Source organism: Rhodococcus sp. 05-2254-5 (assembly GCF_002258575.1).
Lineage (GTDB): Bacteria > Actinomycetota > Actinomycetes > Mycobacteriales > Mycobacteriaceae > Rhodococcoides > Rhodococcoides fascians.
In genome coordinates, this window is the sequence record NZ_NOZG01000029.1 from 54664 (window position 1) to 70767 (window position 16104).

Here is a 16104-nt window from a genome sequence, read left to right on the forward strand (position 1 = left end):
CGTAGGCAGTACTCGGACCCATCCATACCGTGATCGGTAACGGATGTCGGCCGTGAAAGCGCTGCGGTGTCACATCGATCGCCGGCAAGTGCAGCGTGTCAACGGCGGAGAGGGCGAGATTCGGGCACCCAAGTACGACAGCGAGCGAACGGTCCCAGCCGCAGACCGCCTGCTGAATCTCGTTGCAGAGCACATCCGGCTCTGGCTACCGGAGATTGCTGCGCCTGACGGGTGGCTGTTTCCTGGCGAGAACGGGCATCCCATGCATCAAAAACTCGGTCGACTATCGGTGGCTTAAAGCAAAGAAGAAAGTCGTGCAACCTGACTGGCATCTGCACGACCTTCGAGACTTCTTTGCTTCCGGACTCATCTACACAGAACGCGACGTGGTTACTGTTCAAAAGGCACTTGGACACAGTTCGCCAAACGTCACCCTGTTTACGTCGCCCACCTCTGGCCGAATGCAGATGGCCGGACGCGTAAGGCCGCGGAGTCGATGTTCAACGAGGCCGTTCAGCCGACTACGACAGGTTGAGCGGAACTGTCTCACGACTGATCGGGAGATCTACTGCGGACGCACTGCGGACCATGAGGCAAAACACCACTCCTGACCTGGGGTCTTACACGTTGAAGCGGAACTCCACCACGTCGCCGTCGGACATGACGTAGTCCTTGCCCTCGATGCGCACCTTGCCAGCAGCCTTGGCCGAGGCCATCGAACCTGCGGCGACGAGGTCGTCGAAGGACACGATTTCGGCCTTGATGAAGCCGCGCTCGAAGTCGGTGTGAATGACGCCTGCGGCCTGGGGTGCGGTGTCACCCTGGTGAATTGTCCACGCGCGGGCCTCTTTCGGGCCTGCGGTGAGGTAGGTCTGCAAGCCCAGGGTGTGGAAGCCGGCGCGCGCCAACGCGTCGAGACCGGGCTCGGTCTGACCGACGGATTCGAGCAACTCGGCTGCCGATTCCTTGTCGAGTTCGAGCAATTCCGACTCGATCTTCGCGTCGAGGAACACCGCGTCGGCGGGCGCGACGAGGCGGGCGAGCTCGCCGATCTTCGCGTCGTCGGTCAGCACCGACTCGTCAGCGTTGAACACGTACAAGAACGGCTTGGTTGTGAGCAGCTGGAATTCACCCAACAACTCGAAGTCCAGCTTGGCCTTCGCCGAGAACAGCGTCTTGCCGTCGTTCAGAACGGCCTGCGCGGCCAGAGCCGCATCGAGCGCCGGCTTGCGGTCCTTCTTGATCCGCACCTCTTTCTCGAGGCGCGGGATCGCCTTCTCGAGGGTCTGCAGATCGGCGATCGCGAGTTCGGTCTCGATGACCTCGATATCCGCGGTGGGGTCGACGCGACCGTCGACGTGCACCACGTCGTCGTCGGCGAACACGCGCACGACCTGACAGATGGCGTCGGCCTCACGGATGTTGGCGAGGAACTTGTTGCCCAGGCCTGCGCCCTCGGACGCACCCTTGACGATGCCGGCGATGTCGACGAACGACACCAGCGCGGGCACGAGCTTCTCCGAACCGAACACCTCAGCCAGCTTCTCGAGCCGGGGATCCGGCAGCGCGACCACGCCGACGTTGGGCTCGATGGTCGCGAACGGATAGTTCGCGGCCAGCACATCGTTGTTGGTCAGTGCATTGAAGAGGGTGGACTTGCCGACGTTGGGCAGTCCGACGATTCCGAGGGTGAGGCTCACGGTCTATGGAGTCTACTTTGACGACACGGCCAGCTCGGACAGTGCCCGGCCAGCCTCGATACTCGATGCGCCGAGTGGCGCCAGAACTACGTGATCCGCGCCGGCAGCGTGGTGAGCGGCCACCCGCTCGGCGATGTCCTCGACACTCCCCCACACCACCAGGTCGTCGACCAGACGGTCGCTGAGATCCTCGACATCCGCGTCGGTGAACCCCATGCGGAGGAAGTTCTGCCGATAGCCGGGAACGGTTGCGAGGAAGCTCAGCGGCTCCCGAGCTGCAGCGCGTGCTCGATCCGGATCGGACTCGACCACGACGAACTGGTCGACCACCAACGTCGACACACCGAGCGCACCGCGCGCCTGCGACGTCCACTCGGGCGTCACGAGCAACCCGATCGCGCCGGCCGCGCGGTCGCGAGCCATCTCCAACTTCTTCGGCCCGAGCGCCGCGAGCAGCGTCTGATCCGCTGGTACCGCGAGTTCGTCGAGGTACCTATGCAACTCAGCGAGAGGTCGAGCACTCTGCGGCCCACCGAGACCGAGGACGAATCGACCGGTGTCCGAGAGCTCGTCGAACAGTGTTCCGGTCTGTGCAGGTGAGTACACATCGACCGGCACGATCCCCGGAACGACGGTGGCGGTCTCGGTCACGTGAACCAGATCGGCCAGCCTGCCGAGCCGATCGATCTGCCCGCCCGGCAGCCAGAACGAGGTGAATCCGAGTGATTCCAACGCGCGTGCCTCATCGAGATACGACGATGACACGTCGATGGAAATGCCGATTGAGCCGAGCCCCAATGTGTCCATGGCTGCGACGCTAGAACCTGAAGCGTTGTTCAGGTCAAGAGGTGATCGCCGAATTTGCGTCCCAGCTCGCCAGGATCGGCATGACTTTCGCGGTGCTCGATTCTTCCTCGACGGTATAGACGATCAGACTCTGGTTCGGCGCGCTCGGTGATATCAGGAACTCGATCCCGAACTGCAGGGTGCCCGCCGCCGGGTGCTGGATGATCTTGGTTGCACCTGCGAATTCGGCGACCTCGTGATCGCTCCACCATTGCTCGAAACACGGCTCGGACGAACGCAATTCGTCGATCAGCGCGGTCAACTCCGAATCCCCTGGCCTTCGAGCAAGATCGCGGCGCAGCGCTGCAACCGAGGCCGCCGCGAACTGCGACCAATTGACGATTCGCTCCCGCGCGATGGGATTGCGAAACAGATAGTGGAACAGCGAATCCTCTGCGGACGACTGCAGACTCAACACCGCACGAACCAGCGCATTGCTGGCCAGGATGGTTCCCGAGCGCCCGAGCAGTAACACCGGCACGTGATCGAGCGCCCGCATCACCTGGAGTAATCCCGGATCCGGTCGCTCCGGGGCGCTGCCGACCGGCACACCCGGAGATGCGAGATCGAGCAGATGCGCGGACTCCACCCGGTCGAGTTTCAACGCCCGAGCAATTGCCCGCAGCACCTCGGGTGAGACGTTGGCCTGGCGACCCTGTTCGAGCTTGCTGTAGTAATCCGGGCTCACTCCGGCCAGCGCTGCGAGCTCTTCGCGCCGCAGGCCCGGTACCCGTCGCGCACCGGGATAGATCGGCACTCCCGCCTCGGCTGGAGTGATGCGGTCGCGTCGATCACGCAGAAATGCGCTCAGCGCCGACCTGTCGTTGTTCACGAAATCCACAGTAGCCACGCGAACGATCGCCAACCTGGTCATGACAGACCTAGGTCGAACGACGCCTGGTCCGCTCGATTCCGCGACCGTAGACATGGCGTCATGACATCTTCTAATTCCACACAGCTGCAGGGACGCACCGCCGTCGTCACCGGATCGACCAGTGGGATCGGTGCTGCCATCGCGCTCACCCTCGCCGCCCACGGGGCAAAGGTGGTCGTCAGCGGCCGCGACCCCGAGCGCGGCAAAGCCCTGGCGGCCCGCATCTCGGAAACCGGCGGCACAGCGGCATTCGTCGACGTCGATCTCGCCGGCAGCTACGACGAGCTTCGTGAGTTCGCCGCCCGCACTACCGACGCCCTCGGCGGCCGCGTCGATATTCTCGTCAACAACGCCGGTATCTATCCGGCCACCGCGACAGCCGATCTTCCCGACGACCAGCTCGACGCCATGCTCGCCGTCAACGTCCGAGCACCGCACGTGCTCGTCGGTGAGCTCGCACCGGCCATGGCCGAGCGCGGCAGCGGAGTCATCGTGAACATCGGGTCGTGGATGGCCACGATGGGCAGTCCGTTCGCTGCGATGTACTCCGCCACCAAAGCCGCTGACGAGCAGCTCACTCGTAGCTGGGCCGCCGAGTTCGGCCCCCGCGGCGTGCGAGTGAACGCGCTCGCGCCCGGAGCCACTCTGACTCCGGGCAACGAGGATGCACGCCAGGTACTCGACGCCATGACGGCCGGAACCCCGGCAGGCACAGTGCTGTCGCCGCAGAACATCGCCGACGGTGTGCTGTTCCTGGTCTCGGACGATGCCGCGATGGTGCACGGAACCACGCTCTACGTCGACGGCGGTATTTCGGTCACCCGCGGGTGATCAGCACACCGCCGTCGACCCGTCACATGTTCGAGACGACCAAGCCGATGAACGCCAGGTAGAGAACGATGAAGACGCCGAAGATGATGAGGGACAGCTTGCCGAAGAACGCCGCGCGCTGCGACGAGTACTGCGCGCCTTGGACATCGCCCATCGACCACAGTGGATGGACTTTCAACGCATGATTGAACGCGGGGATGGCCAGTGGCCAGAAGAAGATGACTGCCACCACTGCCCACCCTGCGTTCGACGCCGGCAGCACCGGCGCGAAGGGCTGCGCCGCGGGAAAGTTCTGCTGATGAGTTTGCTCGTACGGTCCCGACATGTGGTGTTCCCCCCGAATGAATGAAGTGATGACACCCGCTACGACGCAGCCCAGCACCATCCGGTTCCAGGCCGCCGCCACTCGGCGCACACGAGTGACCGCCGGGCGCATCGCGAAGTGTCGATTCGAGGACGTGCAAGTGCGTCACGCATAGGGTGATCGCAGTCACACCTGCGACCATGGAGACCCCACACATGTCACTGAAAGCGGCCGACGATCCACACGTCGAATTGCTGAAGACAGACCCCGACCTACCACCTGTCGGAGTCGTCGATTCCCATCCCATGACGCCGATCAAGCGTCTGATGCTCGTCGTTATCGGCCTGCTCGGCGGCGTCGCCTGGACGATCATCGCCATCGTCCGCGGCGAGAATCCCAACGCAGTCTGGTTCGTCATCGCCGCGGTGTGTACCTACATCTTCGCGTTTCGCTTCTACGCCAGACTGATCGAACGCAAGATCGTCTTTCCTCGCGACGACCGAGCCACGCCCGCCGAGATCTTGGAGAACGGCAAGGACTACATGCCGACGGACCGTCGGGTGCTGTTCGGCCATCACTTCGCCGCAATCGCGGGAGCGGGCCCCCTCGTCGGACCGGTTCTGGCTGCCCAGATGGGCTACCTGCCCGGCACCATGTGGATCATCATCGGCGTCGTGTTCGCCGGGGCCGTCCAGGATTTCCTGGTGCTGTGGATCTCGACGCGCCGCAACGGCCGCAGCCTTGGCCAGATGGCCCGTGACGAACTCGGAGTAGTCGGCGGAACCGCCGCGCTGATCGCGGTGTTCGTCATCATGATCATCCTGATCGCGGTTCTTGCTCTCGTCGTCGTCAACGCGCTCGCCGAAAGTCCGTGGGGCGTGTTCTCCATCGCGCTGACCATCCCCATCGCCCTGTTCATGGGTGTGTACCTGCGCTACCTGCGGCCGGGCAACGTCACCGAGGTCTCGCTCATCGGTGTCGTCCTACTTCTGCTCGCCATCGTCGCCGGCGGCTGGGTCGCCGAAACCGAATGGGGCACAGACTGGTTCACCCTCTCCAAGGTGACGGTCGCCTGGCTGCTCATCGGCTACGGTCTGCTCGCCTGCATCCTGCCGGTGTGGCTGCTGCTCGCCCCGCGCGACTACCTGTCGACATTCATGAAGGTCGGCACCATCGCGCTGCTGGCCGTCGGCATTCTGATCGCGCGCCCCGAGATTCAGATGCCCGCCATGACGAGCTTCGCCACCGAGGGCAATGGACCGGCATTCGCTGGATCGCTGTTCCCGTTCTTGTTCATCACCATCGCCTGCGGCGCGCTTTCGGGTTTCCACGCTCTGATCTCCTCCGGCACCACGCCGAAGTTGCTCGAGAAGGAAAAGCAGATGCGCATGATCGGCTACGGCGGCATGCTCACCGAGTCGTTCGTCGCCATAATGGCGCTCATCACCGCCTGCGTTCTCGATCAGCACATCTACTTCGCGCTGAACGCACCGGCGACGCTGACCGGCGGTACTCCCGAGACCGCGGCGGAGTACGTCAACGGATTACCGCTGAGCGGCGGCGACATCACCCCGGCCGAATTGAGCCAGGCCGCAGCCGATGTGGGCGAGGAGTCGATCATCTCCCGTACCGGCGGCGCTCCGACGCTGGCGTTCGGTATGTCCGAGGTTCTGCACCAGGTGTTCGGCGGAGAATCGCTCAAGTCGTTCTGGTACCACTTCGCGATCATGTTCGAGGCACTGTTCATCCTCACCACGGTCGATGCAGGCACCCGCGTCGCCCGCTTCATGCTCTCCGACAGCATCGGCAACCTGCCCGGAGCCTCGGCCAAGAAGTTCAAGGACCCGTCGTGGCGTCCCGGTGCATGGATCTGCTCGCTCATCGTCGTCGCAGCCTGGGGCGCAATCCTTCTCATGGGAGTCACCGACCCGCTCGGCGGCATCAATACCCTGTTCCCGCTGTTCGGTATCGCCAATCAGTTGCTCGCCGCCATCGCGCTGACGGTGGTCATGGTGATCGTCGTCAAACGAGGGCTCTACAAATGGGCGTGGATCCCCGGCATTCCGCTCGCCTGGGACCTCATCGTCACGATGACGGCCTCGTACCAGAAGATCTTCTCCTCCACCCCGGCCATCGGTTACTGGACGCAGCATTCTCAGTTCCGTGACGCGAAGGAGCAGGGCCTGAGCAGCTTCGGCAGCGCGAAGACCCCCGAGGCCATCGATGCCGTCATCCGCAACACGTTCATCCAGGGCACCCTCTCGATCATCTTCGCGGTGCTCGTCCTGGTCGTCGTCATCGCCGGAGTCATCGTGTGCGTCAGGGCCGTTCGCGGAGCAGACCTCCCGGACAACGAGGAGCCGGAGGTGCCGTCGAAGATCTTCGGTCCCGCCGGATTCGTCCTCACCCCCGCCGAGAAGCAGATTCAGGCCGAGTGGGACGAACTGATCGATGCGGGCACCGTTCGACGCCCCGGGTCGGCGCACTAGATGCGCGGGCTGTGGTGGTGGATCACCTCGGTGATGGGTGATCACGATTACGACCGCTACGTCGCGCACCTCGCCCGGCACCACCCGGGCCAGGAGCCACCGACCGTGCGGCAGTACTGGAAAGACCGGCACGCGGAGGCGGACCGAAACCCAGGGGCTCGATGCTGTTAGGGCCTCGCCCTCGTGCGCGTTTTGCGCCCCTCCCGGTACGCAAAACGCGCACGACCGCAGCCGCGTCCGATTTCCGCTAGCACTGGCGGGATCGCGCTGACACAGTAGGAGCATGAGCAGCGAACGGCAGGTGCAAGAACTGGACTTCGATCGGTGTTATCGCGCGGTCTCCTCGCGTGACGCGCGGTTCGACGGCCAGTTCTTCACCGCCGTCTCCACCACCGGCATCTACTGTCGACCTTCCTGCCCGGCGCGCACCCCCAAGCCCGGCAACGTCTCGTTTTTGGCCACGGCAGCAGCGGCCCAACAATCCGGCTACCGCGCCTGCCGCCGTTGCCAGCCCGACGCCACCCCCGGTTCCCCACGATGGAACATCCACTCGGATCTCAGTTCTCGTGCGATGCGGCTGATCTCCGACGGAGCCGTCGAGCGCGGGGGCGTCGACGGCCTCGCCAGCACCCTCGGCTACTCGAGCCGCCAACTGACTCGCGTTCTGACGGCAGAAGTGGGTGCCGGGCCGCTCGCGTTGGCTCGCGCCCATCGCGCGCATACCGCCCGCACGTTGATCCAGACCACCGACATGTCGATGGCCGACATTGCCTTCGCCGCCGGCTTCTCGAGCGTCCGCCAGTTCAACGACACCGTCAAAGAGGTCTTCGCCGTCGATCCGACGACCCTGCGGCGAGAAGCGCACCGCTCGGCCGTACCTACTGCGGGTGGCACCGTCACGTTGCGACTGCCCTACCGCCCGCCGCTGGACCGCGGCTGGGTCGAGTGGTTCCTGCGAGGCCATGTGGTCGAGGGCATCGAATCGTTTTCCGACGACGGCGAATACGTGCGTTCCCTGCAGCTCCCGCACGCTGCCGGACTGGTGGCACTGCGCATCCTGGACGGATTCGTCAGCGCCGCACTGACTCTGCAGGACATGCGCGATCTCGCTCCGGCCGTGGCCAGGATTCGACACCTGCTCGATCTCGACGCCGATCCGCTTGCCGTCGACGAAGCCCTACGCGCCGACCCCCAGCTCGCGCCGAGCGTCGAGGCCCATCCGGGCATCAGGGCCCTTGGGGTCGTCGACGGGGCGGAGATGTTGCTGCGCACCGTCATCGGGCAACAGATCTCGCTGAAGGCAGCGGCCACCCACACCGCCAGGCTCGTCGACGCGCTCGGGGCACCACTGGATTTCGGCGACGGACGAGTCGGACGGCTGTTCCCCGACGCTGCCGTCATCGCCGAACGCGGCCACGAGGTCCTCACCGGCCCGGCGGCTCGGGTCCAGACCGTCATCCGCGTCGCCGACGCCATCGCGTCGGGAACGGTGACATTGCACCCCGCGCGGGAGGGTCCCGATCTGGAACGAGAACTGCTCGCGCTCAAAGGAATCGGGCCGTGGACGGCCCGCTATGTCGTCATGCGACTGCTGGGCGACCCAGACGTTCTGCTCGACACCGATCTCGTTGTCCGCCAAGGCGCGCAGGCGCTGGACATTTCGTTGAAGAACTCCCAACGCTGGGCACCGTGGCGTTCGTACGTCTCGATGCACCTGTGGATCACCGCACTGGAAAGAAGGCAGGCATGATGGCCACCTCCGCAACGCAGGACACCCCTATCGGTCCGTTCACCACCATCGTCGACGCCGATCAGCGTGTGCTGGCGTCGGGCTGGACCGCCGACGTCGAGGAACTCCGAGTGTTGATCCATCCGACGTTGCGACCTACCGATGTCCGCTCGGCGGCCGACCTCGGTGCCGTCACCGCAGCTGTCGACTCCTACCACCGCGGCGACGTCGACCGCATCGACGACATCGACGTCGCACAACGATCGGGCGAATTCCTGATGCACGCCTGGGACGTGCTGCGCACTGTCGAACCTGGAGCGCCGGTGACGTACTCCGCGTTCGCGGAATTGTCCGGACGGCCGACGGCGATTCGCGGTGCCGCATCGGCGTGCGCGCGCAATGCCGCCGCCCTGTTCGTACCGTGCCACCGAGTGGTTCGGATCGGCGGTGCGCTCGGTGGATTTCGTTGGGGACTGCCGACGAAGAAGTGGCTGTTGGCCCACGAGGCGCTCTGACCGACACCGCGTCGGAGTGGGACGTTAAGGTTCTTCACGAACCGCCACCCGCCGAATGTGAGGACCCACCGTGACCGAATCGGCAGTTCCCGGCAGTACTGCGAAGCCCGCGAAGTCCGGACGAGATCGCGGGGACCTCATCGGAACCGGTGGCCTCTGGCTGGCGAAATGGTCGCTCATCCTGATCTCCATCGCGGCCGGCGCGTGGGTGTTCGGTTGGCTGATCGGTCATCTCTGGGTGATTCTGCTACCGGTTCTACTCGCGGTGATCGTGGCCACGGTTCTGTGGCCACCTGCGAAATTGATGATGCGCCTTGGTTTTCCGCCTGCGTTGGCATCGTCCGTGTCGCTCGTGGTGTTCTTCGTCGTGATCGGCGGGGTCATCACTCTGATCATTCCGTCGGTGGCCGAGCAGGCTCCCGAGTTGGTCGATCAGGCGTCGGGTGGCATCGGTCAGGTGCAGGACTGGCTCAAGGGACCTCCGCTCAACATCGGCGACGACCAGATCGACAATGCGGTATCGGCAATCGTCTCGCGGCTGCAAGACAGCGGCGACGTCATCGCGACCGGCGTGTTCAGCGGCGTCTCGGCAGCCGGTTCCATCCTCGTGACCCTTGCCCTGGTGCTCGTGCTGTCGTTCTTCTTCGTCAAGGACGGCCCGAAGTTCCTGCCGTGGCTGCACGGATTCTCCGGCGGCCGCGCGGGACGCCATCTCGGCGAAGTCCTCTCCCGCATGTGGGTGACGCTGGGCGGTTTCATCCGGACCCAGGCCATCGTCAGCTTCATCGACGCGTTCTTCATCGGGCTCGGATTGGTGATCCTCGGTGTCCCGCTGGCATTGGTGCTCGCCACCCTGACGTTCCTCGGTGGCTTCATCCCCATCGTCGGTGCGTTCGTCGCGGGCGCTCTCGCTGTGCTAGTCGCATTGGTAGCCAACGGTCTGACGACCGCGTTGATCGTGCTCGCGATCATCCTCGCGGTGCAGCAGCTCGAAGGCAACGTGCTGCAGCCGATCCTGCAGAGCCGCAGCATGAATCTGCATCCAGCGATCGTGCTGCTCGCCGTCACCGGAGGTAGCTCGCTGTTCGGGATCATCGGCGCGTTCCTCGCAGTGCCCGCCGCGGCGGTGGCTGCTGTGCTGATTCGCTACGTCTCCGAACAGATCGACGAGCGATCGAACGAGCCCGATCAGGACGAGCTCGAGGATCAGATCCCCGCACCCGAGGGACTGACCGACGAACAGGCCGGCCTCGAAGATGAGGACGAGGACGAGAAGGCTACGACGGAGAAGAAGTAGCTCCGATCAGGACGCGACGACCTGCAGTGTCGAGCCCGCGCGTCCACGCTTGACGTAGAGGCGGCTCGGAATGCGCTGACGCATTTCGTCGACGTGACTGACGACTCCGACGACGCGGCCGCCCGCACGTAATTCGTCGAGCACGGCCATCACCGATTCCAGCGTGTCCGCATCCAGCGTGCCGAACCCCTCGTCGATGAACATGGTGTCGAGAACGACCCCGCCGGATTCGGCGGCCACGACATCGGCGAGACCCAGCGCGAGCGAGAGCGACGCCAGAAACGCCTCGCCGCCGGACAACGTCTTGGCCGACCGCACCACACCGGTGTAGTCGTCGCGGATGTCGAGACCGAGTCCACCCCGCTTTCCGCGAACGCCGGCCTCGTCGGAGTGCACGAATTCGTAACGACCGGAGGACATCCGACGCAAGCGTGCCGATGCCGACTCGGCGACGTCCTCGAGACGGGACGCAAGCACGTAGGACCGCAGCGACATCTTGCGTGCATTCTGCCCACGCCCGGCGACCACATCCGCCAGGTTGGCGAGCTCGTCGAACTCGGCGCGTTGCGGCGCGATGGCCGCAGCCGCGACGAACAGTTCGGCGACCAACCGCTCGAGATCGTCCGCGCGTCGGCGACACTCGGCCACCTCCCCCGCGGCGACCTTCGCCTCGCCGTCCAATTCGGCGAACCGGGCACGCAGCGGATCCAGGTCGATCGGCGGTTGCCCGCTCTGGGCGACGACGCCGGGTTCGAGCAGCACGTGTTCGGCGTGTGCCCGACGCTCCTCTGCCAGACGAAGCTCGGTCTCGATCTGCTCGACGCGGTCTTCGGTGAGAACGGCATCTGCTGCTGCATCGGCGGAATCGAAGTTCGATGCCGATACCCGTCGATCCAGTTCGCCGCGCAGCGCGGCGTGCTGCTCGCTGGCATCGAGCCAGGCGATTCGCGCTTCCTGCAGTCGGCGGGCACCGTCGATCAGCTTCTCGCACTCGGCAATTCGCTCGGTCAACGATGTGCCTTCGGCAATTTCCTCGGCTACCGACGCTCGCATCTGCGCCACCGATCGCTCGGTGGCTGCGATGCGTTCGTCGAGCGCGCTGCGCCTGGCGACAAGATCCTGCAGCGTGACCGCCAGCGCATCCGACTCGGCGCGCAGCCGACGCAGCTCGGTCGTCGCCGGGTCGAGGTCGGCGGCCCTCGCTCGGGCGTCTCGGACGGCAGTCGTCGCCGCATCGAGGGTGTGAGCAAGCTCCGCGGCGGAGGCTCCGCCCGTCCGGTCGTGCAGCAGATCGACCGCACGACTGGCGTCGGCGACGGCCGCGATCGACCGTTCCAGCTCGGCAGCGCATTTTCGCTCCGCGGCAGCGGCCTTGTCCTCCTGCGCTTTCGTGACCGTCGACGTGGCGGCAGCTGCCGGATTCGGATGCTCGGCCGACCCGCAGACGACACACGGCGCACCGGGCTCGAGGCGAGCAGCCAGCTCTGCGGCCATGCCGTCGATGCGGCGTTCGCGCAGCTCGAGCAAATGCTCCCAGGCGCTGTTGCGCGCGGTTGCAGCACGGTCCCTGACGCGTTCTGCCTCGACGAGAACAGCTCGGGTCCGCACCAATTCGAGGGCCGACTCGGCGGCCGCCTGAGCGCGGGCGCACCGCTCGTCCAGTCCCGGAAGCTCGGCAGCGGCCGCAGCTGCGCGCGCCACCCGCGCTTCCACAGCGGAGAGGGTCTCGGGAAGTGTCGCCTGTTTCGTCGTCGTGCGTTCGATGGCAGCAACGGTCTCGGCACGCTGTCTGCGCTGTTCTGCGAGCTCGGCGTCCAGCCGGTCGGCCTCACGGGCTGTTCCGAGCAGCGACTGCAGCCGTGCGACATCGGTGGTCCATGCTCGTACGAACTCGGCAACCACTGCTCGCTCGTCGGCCGGATCGGTTCGTAGCGGCGGCCACTGCAGTGCGTCGTGGAAGCGCCTGCCCTCTGCGGACGTCGGCAGTGCCTGTTCCGCGGCGGTCAGCGCTGTGGTGGCCGCATCTGCGGTGGTGGCGGCAAGGCGCAGATCGGCGACAGCGTCGGCGATGGGACCCGCAGCAGCAGAGTCGGCCAGTTCCGCGCGTCGCGCTGCTCGGGCGGCTTCGCCGTCCCGGTACTGCGCGAGTTGCTCTTCGGCGATGGCGCGTCGGCGCTGCAGGTCCAGGGCGCTGGTGGCCTCGGCCAGCGCGGCGGACGCACGCCCGGCCGCCGCGTCGACCAGCACCGCACGACCCTGGGCGAGAGTTCTGTTCTGCCGTGCACCGTCCAGAACCCGTGCCGCCCATTCGAGGGGATCCTGGGCCTGCTCACCGGGCGCGGCGTCGTCGGTGGACGGCTCGGGTACGCCCGCGGCCTGGGACACTCTGCCCAGCATGATGTCGATGGCCTGGTCGGCGTCGGCAAGACCGGCGGCCAATTCTCGACGCCGCTCGGCAAACCACTCCTCCACGTCGCCGAATCTGCCTGTGTCGAAGAGTCTTTCGAGTAGGTTTCCGCGCTCGTCGCTGTCTGCTCGCAGAAACTTCGCGAACTCGCCCTGCGGCAACAACACCACTTGAAAGAACTGATCGGCACTCATTCCGAGCAACCCGTTGACCGCGTCGCCGATCTCGTTGAGCCGCGTCAGGTTCTGCCCACGCCCATCGAGCCACGTGAGACTCGCCTTGGCATGCTGCTTGGTGGTGCCGGCAGTCCTGAGCTTGGGGCGCAGAAACTCCGGACTGCGCACGATCCTGATTCGTCGCCCACCGAGCGTTGCTTCGAGGGTCACCTGCGGGACGGCACCTCTCGCGGCGTGGTCGGACAGCAGCCTCTTGCCCTCCCGCCGCGCTCCGGGAACGGTGCCGTAGAGCGCAAAGGCAACGGCGTCGAGCACTGTCGTCTTCCCGGCTCCGGTCTGACCGTGCAACAGAAACAACCCGTCGGCCCCCAGCGCGTCGAAATCGACCGTCTCCGTTCCCGCGAAGGGACCGAAGGCGGTGATCTCGAGTAAGTGCAGCCTCATGCAGCGCCGCGGTCGACGGTGCTCGCCGGTGTGCGCGTGGATTCGGCCTCGCGCTGCACGGAAGCAAGTGCGCGCTCGAAGAGTGCGGACTCGGCTGCGGTGGGCGCGCTACGCATGTCCGTCAGGAACGACGTCGCGATCTCGAGGTCGCTGCGGCCGCGGACACGATCGCGATACCGAAGCCCCCCGTCGTCTTCGGGTCGACGCCACTCGAGATGGATCGCGTGCCGAAAACGCTGTTGCAGCAACCGCATTGCATCGACGGGACGTACCTCGTCGGTCAGCACCGCCGAGACGTAGTGGTCCTCGTATTCGGAAAAGGCTGCGTGAGTGGTCAATTCCTCGACCGTGCCCTCGATGCGGGCGAGACCGCGAACCACCGGTAAGTCCACTCGATCGACGCTGCCGAGCCCGTCGGCGTCGAGTTCGAGAATCCACACGGCCTTACGGTGCGAGCGTTCGCCGAACGAGTAGGGCAACGGGGAGCCGGAGTAGCGGACCCGCTCGGTGAGTGTCTGCGGAGAATGCAGATGACCCAGGGCCACGTAGTCGACGCCGTCGAATGCCGATGCCGGTGCGGTTTCGATTCCCCCGGACGAAATCGATCGCTCCGAACCGGTCGCTTCGCCGCCGACAATGAACGCATGCGCGAGGACGACGGACCGAACATGTTGCCCTGCTTCGTCTCTCGCCGCGAGGTCGGCGCGCACCAGGTCCATGGCAGCATCGAGCACCTCGGCGTGCGTCCGTGCCGCCGGAACGTCGAGTTCGACTCGGGTGGTCTCGGGCTCGAGGTACGGAATGCCGTAGAACGCAACCGATCCGTGCTCGTCGTCGACGACCACCGGGGTCGCGACGCTGCCGACCGTGGTCATCAGATGCAGTCCACCGGCCGAGGCGAACGCAGCTCCGGCACCCAACCGAGCGGGTGAATCGTGGTTACCCGACGTCGCGACGATGACGGCTCCGGCGGCTCTGATCGCTTCGAGTCCGCGATTGCACACCACTACGGCATCCGCGCTCGGCACGGCGCGGTCGTAGATGTCACCCGGGACGACGACCACGTCGATCGACTGTGCGGCAACCAGTTCCGCGATGGACTCGAGCACTGCGCCCTGATCGGCCAACAGGTCGACACCGTGAAAGGTGCGACCTATGTGCCAGTCCGAGGTGTGCAGGATTCTCATGTCCACGACGCTATCGGCAACCACCGACAAACTATTCGAGGCTCGTCGGCCTGTCGGGCGTGAGCATCGACCCACAGCTCGTCTCGCCCGAACTTGTCGGTGGCGTGCTGCATCATCGGCACCATGAACATTCTCACCGCGCTCGGCCTGCTCGTCGCCCTCGCTCTCGGCGGCGTGGTGGGGTGGCTGTTGCATGCCTCTCGGATGGGTGATCGGGCCGTACGAGCTGAGGCCCAGCTGGCGGCTCTACGCCAGAACGAGGCGCTGCTTCGCCAGTCGCTGAGCGCGGTGAACGAGGATTCCGCGCGGCGCAATTCGACGGTCATCGGCCAACAGGTGTCCCATCTGGTGGAGCCACTGCACGACGCCGTCGATGCTCTGGCCGAGCACGTGCGAGAAGTCGAGCACCACCGCATCAGGGCGTACGCGGGCCTGTCGGAACAGGTCACCGGAATGCATCGCGCGTCGATGCAGCTCTCCATGCAGACCGGACAACTGGTCACCGCACTGCGCGCGCCGCAGATCCGAGGTCGGTGGGGCGAGATCCAGCTCGAACGGGTCGTCGAACTCGCCGGAATGGTCAAGCACTGCGACTTCGACACTCAGGTGAGCAAGGACGGCTTTCGACCCGACATGATCGTTCGCCTCGCCGGCGATCGGCAGATCGTCGTCGACGCCAAGGTGCCGTTCGCTGCCTACCTCGACGCCGCGCAGGACGAAGAACCGGGTGCTCGCGACAAGCATCTGCGCCGCCACGCCAAGCAGTTGCGCACCCACATCGATCAACTGGCCGACAAGGCCTACTGGGAGGCGTTCGAGCCGACGCCGGAGTTCGTCGTCCTGTTCGTTCCCGGCGACCCGTTTCTCGACGCTGCGTTGACGTCGGATACGAGCCTGCTGGAGTACGCCTTCGGCCGGAACGTGATTCTTGCCACCCCGACCACTCTGGTCGCTCTGCTGCGCACCGTCGCGTACACCTGGAAGCAGGAGTCGATCGCCGAGGACGCGGCGCGGATCCACCAACTGGGCCGCGAACTGTACGGCCGCATCGGAATCGTCTCGACACATCTCGACAAGCTCGGGGCCCACCTCGGCAAGGCCGTGGAGTCCTTCAACTCCACCGTCGGGTCGGTCGACAGCAGGGTGGGTGTCACCGCACGCAAGCTGCACGAGCTCGAGCTGTTCGACGCCGAACCGGTGGAGATCGCACGCGTGGACGAGCGTCCCAAGCTGTCCGATTCGTCCCGCTACCGGCACGACTTCGGTCATGTCAGCGATGCAGTGGGCTGAACTACGGCTAACCTC

Annotated in this window: 14 protein-coding genes; 8 read left to right on the forward strand and 6 right to left on the reverse strand. The window is 65.4% G+C overall.

Annotated elements, in window-relative coordinates; all coding sequences use genetic code 11:
* Positions 1 to 215 precede the first annotated feature (215 nt).
* Complete coding sequence (locus tag CH278_RS28260) at positions 216 to 611, forward strand: tyrosine-type recombinase/integrase (RefSeq protein ID WP_373557344.1); 396 nt, start codon at positions 216 to 218, stop codon at positions 609 to 611.
* A gap of 9 nt (positions 612 to 620) precedes the next feature.
* On the opposite strand, the gene ychF is transcribed toward CH278_RS28260, so the two are convergent.
* The 3 genes from ychF to CH278_RS19690 are packed head-to-tail and all read right to left on the reverse strand — an operon-like array spanning position 621 to position 3378.
* Positions 621 to 1700: a redox-regulated ATPase YchF gene (gene ychF, locus CH278_RS19680; RefSeq protein ID WP_027498119.1), complete on the reverse strand. Its 1080-nt coding sequence runs from the start codon at positions 1698 to 1700 to the stop codon at positions 621 to 623.
* Between the two features lie 12 nt (positions 1701 to 1712).
* On the reverse strand, positions 1713 to 2507 hold the full coding sequence (locus CH278_RS19685) for a TIGR03620 family F420-dependent LLM class oxidoreductase (protein ID WP_094622681.1): 795 nt from the start codon (positions 2505 to 2507) through the stop codon (positions 1713 to 1715).
* Between the two features lie 34 nt (positions 2508 to 2541).
* The gene (locus tag CH278_RS19690; protein WP_094622905.1) at positions 2542 to 3378 is read right to left on the reverse strand and encodes a helix-turn-helix transcriptional regulator; all 837 of its coding nucleotides are present in this window, start codon (positions 3376 to 3378) and stop codon (positions 2542 to 2544) included.
* Positions 3379 to 3480: 102 nt separating this feature from the next.
* Between CH278_RS19690 and CH278_RS19695 the strand changes: the two genes are divergently transcribed.
* Positions 3481 to 4251 carry an SDR family NAD(P)-dependent oxidoreductase gene (locus CH278_RS19695; protein WP_094622682.1) on the forward strand — a complete coding sequence of 257 codons (771 nt, stop codon included), beginning with the start codon at positions 3481 to 3483 and terminating at the stop codon, positions 4249 to 4251.
* A gap of 22 nt (positions 4252 to 4273) precedes the next feature.
* Here the strand turns inward: CH278_RS19695 and CH278_RS19700 are convergent, their stop codons facing one another.
* Positions 4274 to 4576 (reverse strand): CD225/dispanin family protein, encoded by a 303-nt coding sequence (locus CH278_RS19700; protein ID WP_158514267.1) that lies wholly within the window; start codon positions 4574 to 4576, stop codon positions 4274 to 4276.
* Between the two features lie 194 nt (positions 4577 to 4770).
* Between CH278_RS19700 and CH278_RS19705 the strand changes: the two genes are divergently transcribed.
* The 5 genes from CH278_RS19705 (at position 4771) to CH278_RS19725 (ending at position 10585) form a co-directional block, all read left to right on the forward strand.
* A complete protein-coding gene (locus CH278_RS19705) occupies positions 4771 to 7044 on the forward strand; it encodes a carbon starvation CstA family protein (RefSeq protein ID WP_094622906.1) in 2274 nt (757 codons plus the stop codon).
* Positions 7045 to 7215, forward strand: coding sequence for a YbdD/YjiX family protein (locus CH278_RS19710; RefSeq protein WP_072692145.1), 171 nt, complete (start codon positions 7045 to 7047; stop codon positions 7213 to 7215).
* A 112-nt stretch (positions 7216 to 7327) separates the two neighbouring features.
* On the forward strand, positions 7328 to 8794 hold the full coding sequence (locus CH278_RS19715) for an AlkA N-terminal domain-containing protein (protein WP_057472813.1): 1467 nt from the start codon (positions 7328 to 7330) through the stop codon (positions 8792 to 8794).
* Positions 8794 to 9288 (forward strand): methylated-DNA--[protein]-cysteine S-methyltransferase, encoded by a 495-nt coding sequence (locus CH278_RS19720; protein ID WP_176457053.1) that lies wholly within the window; start codon positions 8794 to 8796, stop codon positions 9286 to 9288. Before CH278_RS19715 ends, CH278_RS19720 begins: the two co-directional genes overlap by 1 nt.
* A 70-nt stretch (positions 9289 to 9358) precedes the next feature.
* Positions 9359 to 10585, forward strand: coding sequence for an AI-2E family transporter (locus tag CH278_RS19725; RefSeq protein ID WP_032386274.1), 1227 nt, complete (start codon positions 9359 to 9361; stop codon positions 10583 to 10585).
* A gap of 6 nt (positions 10586 to 10591) precedes the next feature.
* On the opposite strand, the gene CH278_RS19730 is transcribed toward CH278_RS19725, so the two are convergent.
* Together CH278_RS19730 and CH278_RS19735 are read right to left on the reverse strand one after the other, a co-directional pair.
* Positions 10592 to 13612: an AAA family ATPase gene (locus tag CH278_RS19730; protein ID WP_094622684.1), complete on the reverse strand. Its 3021-nt coding sequence runs from the start codon at positions 13610 to 13612 to the stop codon at positions 10592 to 10594.
* The gene (locus CH278_RS19735; RefSeq protein ID WP_094622907.1) at positions 13609 to 14799 is read right to left on the reverse strand and encodes an exonuclease SbcCD subunit D; all 1191 of its coding nucleotides are present in this window, start codon (positions 14797 to 14799) and stop codon (positions 13609 to 13611) included. The genes CH278_RS19730 and CH278_RS19735 overlap by 4 nt, the downstream gene beginning before the upstream one ends.
* A 123-nt stretch (positions 14800 to 14922) precedes the next feature.
* Here CH278_RS19735 and CH278_RS19740 point away from each other — a divergent pair, with 123 nt between their 5' ends.
* Positions 14923 to 16089, forward strand: coding sequence for a DNA recombination protein RmuC (locus tag CH278_RS19740; protein ID WP_094622908.1), 1167 nt, complete (start codon positions 14923 to 14925; stop codon positions 16087 to 16089).
* Positions 16090 to 16104: the final 15 nt, after the last annotated feature.